At 72.6% G+C, this 12,788-nt stretch carries 12 protein-coding genes and 1 tRNA gene; 10 read left to right on the plus strand and 3 right to left on the minus strand.

Features of this window, described 5'->3' with window-relative positions:
* Positions 1–120: 120 nt before the first annotated feature.
* Together ACFVVL_RS23105 and ACFVVL_RS23110 are read right to left on the minus strand one after the other, a co-directional pair.
* On the minus strand, positions 121–852 hold the full coding sequence (locus ACFVVL_RS23105; RefSeq protein WP_387678067.1) for a hypothetical protein: 732 nt from the start codon (positions 850–852) through the stop codon (positions 121–123).
* Between the two features lie 181 nt (positions 853–1,033).
* Entirely contained in the window at positions 1,034–1,915 is an 882-nt protein-coding gene (locus tag ACFVVL_RS23110) for a hypothetical protein (protein WP_387678070.1), read from the minus strand.
* Between the two features lie 638 nt (positions 1,916–2,553).
* On the opposite strand from ACFVVL_RS23110, the gene ACFVVL_RS23115 reads away from it, so the two are divergent.
* The 8 genes from ACFVVL_RS23115 to ACFVVL_RS23150 all read left to right on the plus strand — a co-directional run bounded on the left by ACFVVL_RS23115 (position 2,554) and on the right by ACFVVL_RS23150 (position 10,317).
* Entirely contained in the window at positions 2,554–3,351 is a 798-nt protein-coding gene (locus ACFVVL_RS23115; RefSeq protein ID WP_387678073.1) for a transglycosylase family protein, read from the plus strand.
* Between the two features lie 294 nt (positions 3,352–3,645).
* On the plus strand, positions 3,646–4,254 hold the full coding sequence (locus tag ACFVVL_RS23120; RefSeq protein ID WP_380297588.1) for an alpha-ketoglutarate-dependent dioxygenase AlkB family protein: 609 nt from the start codon (positions 3,646–3,648) through the stop codon (positions 4,252–4,254).
* Positions 4,255–4,490: 236 nt separating this feature from the next.
* Positions 4,491–5,351 (plus strand): acyl-CoA thioesterase II, encoded by an 861-nt coding sequence (gene tesB, locus ACFVVL_RS23125; RefSeq protein ID WP_387678075.1) that lies wholly within the window; start codon positions 4,491–4,493, stop codon positions 5,349–5,351.
* A gap of 202 nt (positions 5,352–5,553) precedes the next feature.
* Positions 5,554–6,345: a DUF1684 domain-containing protein gene (locus ACFVVL_RS23130; protein WP_387678077.1), complete on the plus strand. Its 792-nt coding sequence runs from the start codon at positions 5,554–5,556 to the stop codon at positions 6,343–6,345.
* A gap of 83 nt (positions 6,346–6,428) precedes the next feature.
* Positions 6,429–7,796 carry an MFS transporter gene (locus tag ACFVVL_RS23135; protein ID WP_387678080.1) on the plus strand — a complete coding sequence of 456 codons (1,368 nt, stop codon included), beginning with the start codon at positions 6,429–6,431 and terminating at the stop codon, positions 7,794–7,796.
* Between the two features lie 134 nt (positions 7,797–7,930).
* A tRNA-Pro gene (locus tag ACFVVL_RS23140) sits at positions 7,931–8,004 on the plus strand.
* A 484-nt stretch (positions 8,005–8,488) separates the two neighbouring features.
* Positions 8,489–9,658, plus strand: a complete 1,170-nt coding sequence (locus tag ACFVVL_RS23145) for a hypothetical protein (protein ID WP_387678082.1) — start codon at positions 8,489–8,491, stop codon at positions 9,656–9,658.
* Positions 9,659–9,762: 104 nt separating this feature from the next.
* On the plus strand, positions 9,763–10,317 hold the full coding sequence (locus ACFVVL_RS23150; protein WP_387678085.1) for a hypothetical protein: 555 nt from the start codon (positions 9,763–9,765) through the stop codon (positions 10,315–10,317).
* Here ACFVVL_RS23150 and ACFVVL_RS23155 read toward each other — a convergent pair.
* Positions 10,254–10,622, minus strand: coding sequence for a restriction endonuclease (locus ACFVVL_RS23155; RefSeq protein ID WP_387678087.1), 369 nt, complete (start codon positions 10,620–10,622; stop codon positions 10,254–10,256). The genes ACFVVL_RS23150 and ACFVVL_RS23155 overlap by 64 nt on opposite strands.
* 1,159 nt (positions 10,623–11,781) lie before the next feature.
* Here ACFVVL_RS23155 and ACFVVL_RS23160 point away from each other — a divergent pair.
* A complete protein-coding gene (locus ACFVVL_RS23160) occupies positions 11,782–12,186 on the plus strand; it encodes a hypothetical protein (protein ID WP_387678090.1) in 405 nt (134 codons plus the stop codon).
* A gap of 225 nt (positions 12,187–12,411) precedes the next feature.
* Complete coding sequence (locus ACFVVL_RS23165) at positions 12,412–12,717, plus strand: DUF2325 domain-containing protein (protein ID WP_387678093.1); 306 nt, start codon at positions 12,412–12,414, stop codon at positions 12,715–12,717.
* Positions 12,718–12,788: the final 71 nt, after the last annotated feature.

The raw sequence follows: 12,788 nt of genomic DNA on the forward strand, positions 1-12,788 counted from the left end.
TATAACTTTGGCCGCGCCCCCGGTGGGGATGGGCCCGGGGGGGCGGGCCCGGGCCCCGCCGGGGGCGGCCCTTCCGTCTTCGTGCTCCGGCCCCTCCGGGGTGCCGGCCGGCCCCTTCGGTCAGCGGTGGTCGGTGCCGCGGCCCGGGGGGAGGGAGAGCAGGCTGCGGTGGCGGCCGCCGGTGGTCGCGCCCGGGGCCGGGGCGGGCGCCGGGACGGGGACCGTCACCGGGGCCGGCGCGGGGACGGGCGCGGCGGGCGGCTGCGGGGCGGAGCCGAGGTAGCCGGCCGCGATCCAGCCCTGGCCGGTGCCCGCCTGCCCGCCGGCCTGGCCGCCCGGCGGGGTGCCGGCAGGCCGGCCGGGGGCCGGGGTGGGGTGGAAGCCGGTCGTGTACGGGCCGGCGCCGTCGTTGGGGTGGCGTCCGTGGGCGGAGCCGTGGTCGTGCGGGTGGCCGGGGTGGCCGGGGTGGCCGCTGTGGCCGCCGGATCCGAAGGGCTGGTCCGCCGGTCCGGTGTGCTCGGGCCCGCCCGGCCGGCCGGGCATGAACTGGGGGATGCCGATCGCCTGGCCCGCGTAGGTCTGGAAGGCCTGGTGCTGCGGCGGGTAGGGGCGCGGCTCGGTGCGCGCGGGGGCGGTGTCCCGCACGGCGAAGCCGGTGAAGGCCAGGTCCTCCTCGCCGGAACGGTCGCCCGGCAGCGCGCGGAAGAGCCGGCGGTACTCGGAGTACAGCTCGTCGTAGATCGGCGTCGCCGAGTGCGGGTGCTCCGCGTCGTACGACGGGCGCATGCCCGGGATCGCGCGGGAGGCGGTGGTGGAGCGCCGGGAGGAGGAGGGGCCGTCGTAGCTGTACACGCAGGGCCCAACGAGCGAGCACGCCCGGGGATGCGGGTCGGCGGCCGCCGCCGGTGGCCGGATGGCCGGGGAGCGGCGGACGCGGGTTGGACACGGGGTGGTGGCCGCGGGGCGGCGTTCCGACCGGCCCCGCGGCCACCCCGGGGCCCGGCCCCGCGTCCACCCCGGGGCCGGGGCCGGCTCAGGTGCCGGCGAGCGGGAGGGAGGCCGCGACCACCTGACCCAGCGCCACCGCCCGCTCCAGCGCCTGGCGCAGCAGGTCCTCGCGCGGCTGCCGGCCGACCGTCCCGGCCGGGACGGCGTACATGGTGACCTCGCCGAGCTGGTTGGCGGCGAACCGCCAGGCGTCGGTCACCTGGAGCGGCTGGTGGGCCTGCCACCAGCCGGTGCTGCCGCCCGCCGCCGCGGGCTGCAGGACGGCGTGCAGCTTGCCCATGGCGACCAGCACCGACCAGCCCGGCAGCTGGTCCGGCGTCTTGTCGAGGTCGGTGACCGGCTGGAAGCCCGCGTCCTGGAGCAGGTCGAGGAACTCGTCCTCACCGGTGATGGTGCCCGGCCGGCCGACCGGGCCGGTCGGCTCGACGACCAGGGAGGCGTGGCCGGTGTCGCCGTGCAGCACCAGCCCGCAGGTGATGCCGAGGATCGCGGCCTGGCCCGGTGTGCCGGGCCGACCGGTCTCCGGGCCGGACGCCGCGTCCGGCGACGGGGCGGGGCCGGGAACCGGTGCCGGGGCGGGGAGCGGTGGCTGCGGGTGGGTGGGAAGGGCGTCGGCGGCCGGGTCGCCCTGGGCCTGGCTGATGCTGCGGACGGCGCCGGCCAGCTGCTCCTCGGAGACCGGGACCACCTGGGAGGGGATGCAGCGGGCGTGCGCGAAGGCCAGGACCGCCGTCTCCTCGCCGACGAACAGCACGGTGCTGGTGGGCTCCTGGAGAGCGTCGCCGGGCGTGCGGCAGGAGGTGCACTCGTAGCTGTCGGGCGCGTGGGCGCCGCCGAGCAGGCGGTCGGCCTCGTCGTCGCCGATCTCGGAACGGACCTCGTCGCTGACGTCGAGCATGCGCGGCACTGATGGTCTCCTCGGTGCGGTGTCGGGGATCGGACGGGGCGGCCCGGAGGCGGTCGTGCGGGCCGGCCCTGTTCGAGCCGGAGGCGGGGACGGCCCGGCCGCCCTGCCCAACGGGCCCTTGTGGCAGGGGTCACGGGTGGGGGGCCGGGGTGACGGGAATTGCCCCGGATTCGATCGCCGAGGGTGTCGATGGCATCGCAATGTGTCGATCCGGGTGGCATGACTGCCGGATTCGAAGTGTGAGGTGAGCCACGGGTCGTCGATGTTTGATCTAGGAAATGACGCTTAAAACGGACATTCAGGGCATGAACGGCGGGCTGTTACCGGCGGTAATCCCCTGCTGAGCTGGGGAGACCCGTAACTGTTTGGATCCCCGACGGCCGACTCGTAGCTTCTTTGGCGGTGCAACGAGCACCACCCGGGTTCACCCCCGACGCACAGCCCGCCGGTTTTCTCCCGGCGCCGGCCGTGCCCGCCGATGCGACCGCTCGAACAGGTCGCCGGTGCGTGGCGGGTGGCCAGGGGCGGCGCGGGACGTCCGACACGTCTCCGGCCGCCCGACGGACGCGGCCGGCGATTCCAGTCCTCCTCCAGGGCTTGGTTCCGCATGCCCGCCCGGGGCTGTCGAGAGGAACCCCATGACTTTCCGTAACGAGATCGCCGCTGCCACCACCCCGTCCGCCACCAAGCGCAACCGCGTCCGGATGGCTGTCGTGGCGGGCGCCGCTGTCGCGGCCCTGCCGGTGGCCGGCCTCGTCACGGCCACCTCGGCCTCCGCCGCCTCCGTCTCCACCTGGGACGCCGTCGCCCAGTGCGAGAGCGGCGGCAACTGGGCCATCAACACCGGCAACGGTTTCTACGGCGGTCTGCAGTTCACCTCCAGCACCTGGGCCGCCTTCGGTGGCACCGCCTACGCCTCGCAGGCCAACCTGGCCACCAAGGCGCAGCAGATCGCCGTCGCCGAGAAGGTCCTCGCCTCGCAGGGCCCGGGCGCCTGGCCCGTCTGCTCCGTCAAGGCCGGTCTGACCAAGGGCGGCACCCCCGCCGCGGTCGACACCGCCGCCCCGGCGACCACCGCCCCCGCCGCCAAGCCGGCCGCCCCGGCCGCCACCGCGACCCCGAAGCCGGCCGCGCCGAAGGCCGCGGAGGCCCCCAAGGCCGCCGCCGCGCCGAAGGCCGCCCCCAAGGCCGCCGAGGCCCCGAAGGCCGCCGCCGCGCCGAAGGCCGACAAGGCCGCCAAGCAGGAGCAGGGCAAGGGCTGGACCTCGAACGACGTCAAGCAGGCCAAGGGCGGCTACACCGTCAAGGCCGGCGACACCCTGAGCACCATCGCCGCCGCCCAGGGCGTCGACTGGCACGAGCTGTACAACAAGAACGCCAAGGTCATCGGTGCCAACCCGAACCTGATCTTCCCGGGCCAGACCCTCACCGTCTGATCCGACCCGGTCCGACCGCCCGGCCCTGTCCGACTTCGTCCGACCCGGCCCGGTCCGGTCGCCCGGTCCGCCGGCCGCCTTCCCGCACGCGGGGAGGCGGCCGGAGGCGTTCGGTGCGGTGCGTGCGTGCGTGCCGGTGTGTGCGGGCCGGTGCGCGAGGATGGGGGAGTGACCCAGGGCGAGTTGTTCGGCGAATCCTTCGGCGGCCCCTCCGGCCCCTCCGGCCCCTCCGGCGGTTCCTTCGGCTTCGACGCCGCCGCCGGGCGCGGGCGGTCCGAGCCGGCCCCCGGCGCCGTGCTGCTCCCGGGCTGGCTGGACGCGGCGGCGCAGCTGCGGCTGGTCGCCGCCTGCCGTGCGTGGGCGCGCCCGCCCGCCGGGATGCACACCGTCCGGATGCCCACCGGCGGGCTGATGTCCGTGCGGATGGTCAGCCTGGGGTGGCACTGGTACCCGTACGGCTACTCCCGCACCGCCGAGGACGGCACGCCGGTCAAGCCGTTCCCGCCCGAGCTCGACGGGCTCGCCCGGCGGGCGGTGGCCGAGGCGTACGGCGCGGCCGTCGGCGAGGTCGCGGGCGCGGCCGGGTACGCGCCGGACACCGCGATCGTCAACCACTACCCGCACGGCGCCAGGATGGGCCTGCACCAGGACCGCGACGAGCGGGCGGACGCCCCGGTGGTCTCGCTGTCGCTCGGCGACACGTGCGTCTTCCGGCTCGGCAACACCGAGACCAGGACCAGGCCGTGGACCGACCTGGAACTGCGCAGCGGGGACCTGCTGGTGTTCGGCGGGCCGGCCCGGTTCGCGTACCACGGCGTGACGAAGACCCTGCCCGGGACGGCGGACCCGGCGCTGGGGCTGACCGGCCGGCTCAACATCACCGTGCGGCAGTCGGGGCTCTGAGGGCGTCCGGGCCGCGCCGTGGCCGGCGGGCCGTCCGCGACGGCGGCGTTCGACCTCGCCGGGCCTCGTTCGACCCCGTTCGACCTCGTTCGAGTGAATCGGCGTCCGCGGTCCCGGTCGCGGGAATGCCCCGGCTCGCTGAGGAATTCGATTGAGCTGGAGAATTCGAGAGAACGGGTCGCGGCAGCCGGGCGGAAGACCTCCGGCCGGGCGGCGGCCCCGAGAGGACGTGTTCCATGGGTACCCCGGTCGACGATCTCGTCGCACTGCTGGACCTTGAGCAGATCGAGCTGAACATCTTCCGCGGGCGCAGCCCCGAGGAGGCGCTCCAGCGCACGTTCGGCGGACAGGTCGCCGGCCAGGCCCTGGTCGCGGCGGGGCGCACCGTGGACGGCGACCGGCCGGTCCACTCGCTGCACGCCTACTTCCTGCGCCCCGGTGTGCCGGGCGTGCCGATCGTCTACCAGGTGGACCGGCTGCGTGACGGCCGTTCGTTCACCACCCGCCGGGTGCTGGCGATCCAGGGCGGCCGGTCGATCTTCGCGCTGACCGCCGACTTCCACGCCCCGGAGCCGGACAGCATCGAGCACCAGTTCCCGATGCCCGAGGTGCCCGCCCCGGAGAAGCTGCCCAGCGCGCTGGACGAGGTCGGCTCCCGGCTCGGCGAGCTGCCGCCGTTCATCAGCCGGCGCCAGCCGTTCGACATCCGCTACGTCGACCGGCTGCGCTGGACCACCGAAGAGCTCGCCGGCGTCGAGGCGCGCAGCGGCGTCTGGCTGCGGACCAACGGCGAGCTGCCGGACGACCCGCTGATCCACGTCTGCGCGCTCACCTACGCGAGCGACATGACCCTGCTGGACGCCGTCCGCGCCCCCGTGGAGCCGCTCTGGGGCACCCGTCACTTCGACATGGCGTCGCTGGACCACGCGATGTGGTTCCACCGCCCGTTCCGCACGGACGACTGGTTGCTCTACCAGCAGGAGTCCCCGATAGCCCACGGCGCCCGGGGCCTGGCCCGCGGGCAGATCTTCGACCGCAGCGGCCGGCTGGTGGTCTCGGTGGTGCAGGAGGGCCTGTTCCGCCGGATCAAGGACTGAAGGACCGGCCGGCCGGCGGGGTGAGACCGGGCATACATGTCGTCCGGTGTGACGATGTGACCGGCGTATTGAGCGGTGTGACAGCCGCGCGACGGTATCCGGTGCCGGGAATGCCCGGCCCGGGTATCGGATGTTCGATGGGGTGAGTGCAGTACGGACGGCCCGCCCGGCGGGCCCTGGACCACAGTGGGAGGGCGAGCCGATGACGGCGACGGCCGCGGAGGAATGGAAGCACTGGAGCGATCGGCGGGCGGCGGCGGTCAGCACCCCGCACGGCCAGCTCGCGCTCACCGGCACGTACTGGCTGGAGCCGCAGCCCGCGGAGATCCCCGGGCTGCCCGGGCTCTGGTGGACCGACGCCGAGGGCGTCCGGGTCCGCGCGGCGGCCGCCGACGGGCTTGCCGTCGCGGGTGAGGCCGCTCCCGTCGACGGGGAGGTGCTGCTGCGCCCGGACACCGACCCGGCTCCGGGCACCGCGTCGCTGGGCGAGCTGCTGCTGGTGCCGATCGAGCGCGAGGGCGAGCTGGCGCTGCGGGTCTTCGATCCGGCGGCGCCCCGACGGGCCTCGTTCGCGGGGATCTCCGCCTACCCGTACTCGCCGGAGTGGGCCGTCCCCGCGGTCTTCACCCCGTTCGAGGCCGGGCAGGAGCGGGCGGTGGTCGTCCCGAACGCCGACGGCAAGGAGCGCTCGCTGACCGTCAGCGGGCAGATCGCGTTCACCGTGGCCGGGGAGCACCGGACGCTGACGGTCAGCGGCTCGGCCAACGGCCTGAGCGGTGTGATCGCCGACGCCACCAGCGGCCGGGACACCTACCGGTTCCGCTTCATCACCCTGCCCGCGCCGGACGAGGAGGGCCGCACGGTGCTGGACCTGAACCGCGCCTACCTGCCGCCCTGCGCCTTCGCCGACCACTTCATCTGCCCGTTCCCGCCGCCCGGCAACCGGCTGGACTTCCCGGTGGAGGCGGGGGAGAAGCAGGTCCTCACCCGGTAGCGCACACCACCCCCTGCCGCCCCCGCCCGGATCTCCGACCCCGGTGTCGACGGTCCGGGCGGGCGGGGCCACGATGGGGCACTGTGTCGACCAATCATCCTGCCAATTCCGCGCCCGCCGGGGACGCACCACCCACCCCCTCCGACGCCCTCCCGTCCTCCGCCATCGCCACCGCCGCCGTCCCGCCGGCCGCGGCCCCGCCGACCGCCTGGTACCGCCGGTTCGCCCGCAGCGCCTTCGCCGACCTGAGCCCGCTGCGCGAGAACGCCGACTACCGACGGGTCTGGTTCGGCCAGTCCGTCTCCTCGGTCGGCCAGCAGATGACGGCCGTCGCCGTCTCCGTCCAGGTCTACGACCTGACCCGATCCACCTTCGCCACCGGTCTGGTCGGCCTCTTCTCCCTCGTCCCGCTGGTCGCCTTCGGCCTCTACGGCGGCGCCATCGCCGACACCGCCGACCGCCGCCGCCTCGGCCTGATCGGCGCGGCCGGCCTCGCCGTCGTCTCCGCCGTCCTGGCCGCCCAGGCCCTTGCCGGCCTCGGTCTCGTGGCGATCCTCTACGCGGCCGTCGCCCTCCAGGCCGGCTTCTTCGCGCTCGCCTCGCCCGCCCGCTCGGCGATGATCCCGCGCCTGGTCCCCGCCCACCAGCTCCCCGCCGCCAACGCCCTGAACACCGTCAGCATGAACCTCGGCCTCACCGTCGGCCCCATGCTCGGCGGCGTCCTCATCGGCGTCTACGGCGTCCAGGCCGCCTACCTCGTCGACACCGTCGCGTTCGCCGCCACCATCTACGCGATGTGGCGCCTGCCCGCCATGCTCCCGCTCGGCGAGCGCAAGGGCCGCGCCTCCGTCCTCGACGGCCTGCGCTTCCTGCGCGAGCAGCCCAACCTGCGCACCAGCTTCCTCGCGGACCTCGCCGCGATGATCTTCGGCATGCCGCGCGCCCTCTTCCCGGCCCTCGCCGTCACCTTCTACGGCGGCGACGCCCGCACCGTCGGCCTGCTCGCCGCCGCCCCCGCCGTCGGCGCCCTGGCCGGCGCCCTCTTCTCCGGCTGGGTCGGCCGCGTCCACCGCCAGGGCGCCGCCGTCCTGGCCGCCGTGATCGCCTGGGGCCTGGCCATCGCCGCCTTCGGCCTGGTCCGCAACCTCTGGCTCGGCCTGCTCCTGCTCGCCGCCGCCGGCTGCGCCGACACCATCAGCATGATCTTCCGCAACACGATGATGCAGGTCGCCGCCCCGGACGAGATGCGCGGCCGCCTCCAGGGCGTCTTCATCGTGATCGTCGCCGGCGGCCCCCGCCTCGGCGACTTCGAGTCCGGCGCCGTCGCCTCCCTCACCAGCCCGGCCGTCTCCGTCGTCAGCGGCGGCCTCGCCTGCGTCGCCGCCATCCTCCTCCTCGCCGCCCGCCGCCCCGCCTTCCTCCGCTACGACGCCCGCCACCCCACCCCCTGACCCCCACCCCCACAACCCTGCAGCGAGCACCCCCCGACGTGCTGTATTGTTTTCCTCGTCGCCGGGACAACCGGCCGACAAGGTCGAGAAACCCGAAGCAGAGCCCCCCAGGCTCCGCCCGGGCCACGAGACCACGGGACGTGGCGCAGCTTGGTAGCGCACTTGACTGGGGGTCAAGGGGTCGCAGGTTCAAATCCTGTCGTCCCGACAGTGATGTCGGAAGGCCGTTGATCGGGAGAAATCCCAGATCAGCGGCTTTTTTACGTGATGCTCCGTCGGCGAAACGAGCCACCTGCGAGAACCCCCTAAGTGATCTTGCTGGGGACCAGTGCCCCCGAGCGGACCTTGAGGAGCTGCCTTCGGGGGCCAGTCGGCTGAAGACCCACCTGCCCCCCCTTTCGGCCAGAACAGCCGCGGGGAAAGCCGCACGGGCACCCTGCCCGCGAAGTTCCTCAGCTGTTTCTGCCCGCCCGCACTGCGATGCGCCGAGCGAGCGCGGGAGGCGGATCCCCTCTCGGGCCGTGGAGGCAGCCCGACTCGGCATCGAGAACCGCACAGCCGCCATTTCCCGACCCGGAACAAGTGCACGTCGGCCGAGTTCCGCCCCACCGGGACGCTTCCGCGCCGTTGTTCACCCTCTACAAGCAGGCGGTCGGACCGGGCTGTCGTAGGGCAGCCGTAGGCTTCGCCCCATGAGCACGGTGCACGCCAGGGTCTGGCGCTTCACGGTCGAGAAGGGGCCCGCCGGGGCCGAGGCGGTCCAGGCGACTGAGGTCGGCCAAGGGCCGCTCCCGGTGTCGCTTGCGGCTCTGGCCAACATCAACGCCTTGGCCTGCGACCTGCGCCGCACGGTCGACCAGCGAGTGCGCAACCACGAGATCAGCCTGCTGCTCAGCTACCTGAGTGGGGACACCGGAGCGGAGCCGCTCGGGGTCGACTGCGGCGCACTCGACTCGAGCTCCGGACACATCCGGCGCTTTGTCAGCGAGTGCACCGGGCTCGGCGTCATGACGGCCGCCAGCGAAACCCTGTTCGACTGGAAGTCCGGCACCGACGGGCTCGCCAGCTTCGACGTCCTGCCCGACAAGCTCGTGGGCGCCTACGCCAAAACCGGCGTCCGCCCGGACCTGCTCTACGACCTCGCCGCTGGCCCGCTCGCCGGCGAGGCGCGCGGCCGGCGCAGGGACGCCAAGCAGATGCTCCCGGCCGTCAAGGGCACCGCAGACCAGCGCAAGCGCCTGGAGAAGCTCGCAGCGTGGTCCGCTGACCACAGCGGCCACAACTACTTCATGAGCTGGGTGTGGCTCGGCACCGGCGGCGTCTACGTCGACATCTTCCTGCCTGAGGAATACCCGGCCACGGCCGGCCTGAAAACCGGATGGATCGAGAGGCCCGGAAGCCAGAAGCCCTGGCGGTTCCGCGTTCCGAGGCCCGACCCTCGCCGACGGGTGGAGGCGGAAACGGAGGACTTCCTGGACCCGCCCCTCCTCATGAAGAAGCTCGATGTCCCCAACGGGGTGGCCGATGACGAGGCGTCCGGCTGCAGTGCCCAGGAGGTGGTCGACGCAGCACTGGACCGGGCCTTCGGTCGGGAGGAGGGCCCGCTGGGCGAGCTCGGCGGCGTGCCGGTGCGCGGGACCTGGCTCAGGGCGGACGCCGTCGGCCCCGCACGCTACGAGGTGCTCGTCGGTGTACTTGGCGAGCACGTTCCCGTCGACCTCCGGGTCCAGCGCCGCCGTCTGGAGAACGAGCAGGCTCAGCGGCTCGACCTGTTCCTCGAAGGCCGCCTGCTGACGCTCGTGCACCCGGTCAGTGAACCGCGCCCCAGCTGGGGCCGGATCGCCGAGGAGGCTATCGGCTGAGCCTGTCCCGCCCATACCAGGTCGGTCAATCCCGAACGTCCGTTCTGACACCTCATGCGGTAAACGCGGTGGCAGAGCCACCTGTTGTCCGCGATGATGGCGTGGTGCGAGTTACCCGCCTGCTGATCTCGAACTTCCGGGGCTGGAAGTCCCTCGACCTGCGTCCGCGTGACCACGTCGTGCTGGCGGGAGTTCCCCGCGCTGGCCGTAGCGACATCGTCGAGGCGCTGGCCCGCGTGCTCGACCCGGACGCCGCGCAGAGCCCCCGCCTCTCCGACCTCCACCAGGAGCCGCCAGCCGCCGCACAAGCGGACGCCTCGGATGATGACGAGCTGGCGCTCGAGGACGACGGTGACTCCGGCGTAGCGCCCTGCGAGACCGAGCCGTTCGCCCGGGCCGACTTCGCGGAGGTCGAGGTCACGCTGACCGACCTCGACCCGGCCATCGAGCAGCTGGTCGACGGCCACCTCCAACCGCTGGACCCGTCCGGAGCCACGGCCGAGAGCGACGAGGCCGACCCCACTGCATCCCAGTGCGTCCGCATCGCCTACCGGCTTAGCTACGACATCGAGGCCGAGACGTGGGAGAGCGCGGTCTATGCTTTAAGGTTGCGGCCGTCGATGAGGCGCAGGCGGCCGTTACGATGGGCGAAGTCGTAGCTGTCCTTGCCGAACCACGATGTGGTGACGACGATGCCGTAGCCAGCGTCTGTGTCGTGCATGACGCCCGACATGGCGCGGACGGTGTTCACCGGGACCACGTTCTTGGAGCGTTTGGCCTGGATGGCGAAGATGGTGGAGCCGGTCGGGTCGGTCAGTGTCGCGACGGCGTCCACGCCGTCGTCGCGGGAGCCCTGGGTGCGCCAGGTCTCGTAGCCCATGGCTTCGAAGAGTTCGCGGACCAGGCGTTCGAAGTCGTAGGGGTTCATTTGGAGCAGGTCGGGCCGGCTGTCGAGGGTGGCCACCACGGCGGTTTCGGTGATGATGCGGTAGCGGGACAGGTCCGCTTCGGCGACGGGTGTGACCGGTTCCAGGTCGTGAGGGTGTTCGGAGACGGTGGCGCCGAGGCGGTGGAGGCACTGTTGGGGGTCGAGTCTCGGTTCGTCCAGGACCAGTTCGGCGAAGTCCTTGCGTAGGGCGACGAGGCTGACGACGCAGGCCCGGATCGCCTGGCCGCTGGCGCGGTCGGTGGGGTTGACACGCCGGTTGAGGATTGCTTGTGAGAGCGGGTACTTGGGAAACCAGGGGCCCGTTCTTGCTGGTTTGTGGATGGGCTTTCTGGCCCCGGGGGAGAGCGGCGCAGTCTGTGGCTAGTCCTTGCTTCGGGGGCTGGTGCGCGAGGTTTCCTTTGATCTCAAGGTGTGGCGTGTTACCTCGCTTCTGATTGCTGGAGCAATGTGTGGCAGCACACTTGACCTTCGGCCAAGTGTGCTGGTGTGGGCCAAGTGGGTTTAATCAGAGGGCACTTGGGAATGCCCCGGGACTTCCTGGGGCCTGCTGCTCGTCCCCAGGTGCCTTGAAGCGGCTGATCTGCGGCAACCTTGGAGCCGGTTCGGTTGCGGAACGTCACTATCAGCGGGTGATTTGGCCGCAGTGTTGGAGTTCCTCAAGGTGGCGAGTTGAGGACTGGCCGGCTTCCAGGATCCGAAGGACGTCTGGGTGGCGTTACTGTCGGGTGGCGGGGATGAGGTGGTGGCCTGCCATTTCCATTGAGGGTGGATGGAAAGCTGCAGGTAGGCCCAGTGTGGCGTAGTTCGTGTGGCGGTGCACGTGTGCGTGGCCGAGGTCCCAAGCGGCATCATCCAAGCGCGTGGCGTCACGCAGGACCGCGAAGCTGATGTGACCGCCACGCGAGCCGGTGTAGAGGCGGGCGTCCGGGTGCAGCCCGAACCGGGTGATGAGTCAGGCGAAATTGCGGCGCACGCGCCAATGTGGCCACCAGATGCGCGCCCTGAGCGCGCCTAAGCCCCTTGTTGCGACGCTGGTGGGGGCGTTCTTCGGTGCCAGGCGCGCGTCGCCGATCGCCGCTACCCCCGCCGGGACCTTCCGGCCGTAGCGGAGGTCGACGGCCTGGCACGTCTATCTGGCTGGAATGAGTTTGTGGCGCTGGTGTCAGCCTCCTGGGTGGACCTGATCGAAGCGGTGGCCGGCGGCAGCCAGACGGCCTTCGCCCTGGCCCGTGCGATCGACGCCGGCGGCCAGGACGGCTGGCCGGTCGATCCGGGGCACGACCAGCTCATCGCGGAGCGCCTGTCCGGGTTTGGGGGTGAGGAGTACGAGCGGCTCTGGCACGCGGCCCTCGCTCCGTTCCTCAAGATGCTGCTCGACAGCCGGGAACCGATGCCCAGGACGCTCGGCCAGGTTGTCGCCAGCTCGGCGGGCAGCCGCCGGGACCCGGCCGGGCTGGCTGTTCTCGGACTCCTGCTCACGCTCTCACTGCGCTCCGCCCCCCAGCACGTCCGCGTACCGCGACTTGCTGGAGCATGTGGTGCTGATGGCGGATCAGTGGGTGGCGCCGGAGACCGCTGAGCAGGCGCTGGACTACGTGGACCTGGTCCTGCGGCGCCGGACGAGGACGCGCGCCGCCAGTTCTCATTGGCGCTCCTGACACCGTTGGCCGGCCGGGCGAAGCGCCTCGACCCCGAGTTGCTGGACGTCGCCCGTGCGCTGTCAGAGGAACTCGGGTACGGAGATCTGGGGTGGCCCTAGTGGGCCGGCCAGCAGGCTTGGGAGGCGGCGCCTCGGCCCGCCAAGGTGTTGGTCTACGGCCTGGACGAGAAGGTCCTGGCGCGGGTCAAGGACCTGACCGAGAAGCTCCACCCCCAGGTGAAGGTCTCGACCGCCGCGGACAAGGTCGGCTCACCGTCGCTGCGCCAGAAGGTGCGGAGCGCCGACCGGGTTGTGATGATCACCCAGTGTGCGACGCATGCCGCGACCGGATTCATCGGACAGCACGTCAAACGCGGTGGCCACATCGTCTACCCGGCCGCCGCCGGATCGGCCTCGGTCTACCAGGCACTGGTGAAGGCCTTGGCCCCCGGCGGCCCGGAGAGCGACTGAGTGCTCGTCCGCGGACGTGGATCCCGGGCTGCTGCGTGGGATGCAGCAGCCCCGGACCGGGCCCGGGCCCA

This window comes from Kitasatospora sp. NPDC058115, from assembly GCF_042884635.1.
In the GTDB taxonomy this organism is placed as follows: Bacteria; Actinomycetota; Actinomycetes; order Streptomycetales; family Streptomycetaceae; genus Kitasatospora.

What these genes read in the sequence shown, in the direction of transcription:
- ACFVVL_RS23115 (WP_387678073.1), top strand. Translation starts at nt 2,554, where the DNA reads ATGACTTTCCGTAACGAGATCGCCGCTGCCACCACCCCGTCCGCCACC.
- tesB (WP_387678075.1), top strand. Translation starts at nt 4,491, where the DNA reads ATGGGTACCCCGGTCGACGATCTCGTCGCACTGCTGGACCTTGAGCAG.
- ACFVVL_RS23130 (WP_387678077.1), top strand. Translation starts at nt 5,554, where the DNA reads ATGACGGCGACGGCCGCGGAGGAATGGAAGCACTGGAGCGATCGGCGG.
- ACFVVL_RS23145 (WP_387678082.1), top strand. Translation starts at nt 8,489, where the DNA reads ATGAGCACGGTGCACGCCAGGGTCTGGCGCTTCACGGTCGAGAAGGGG.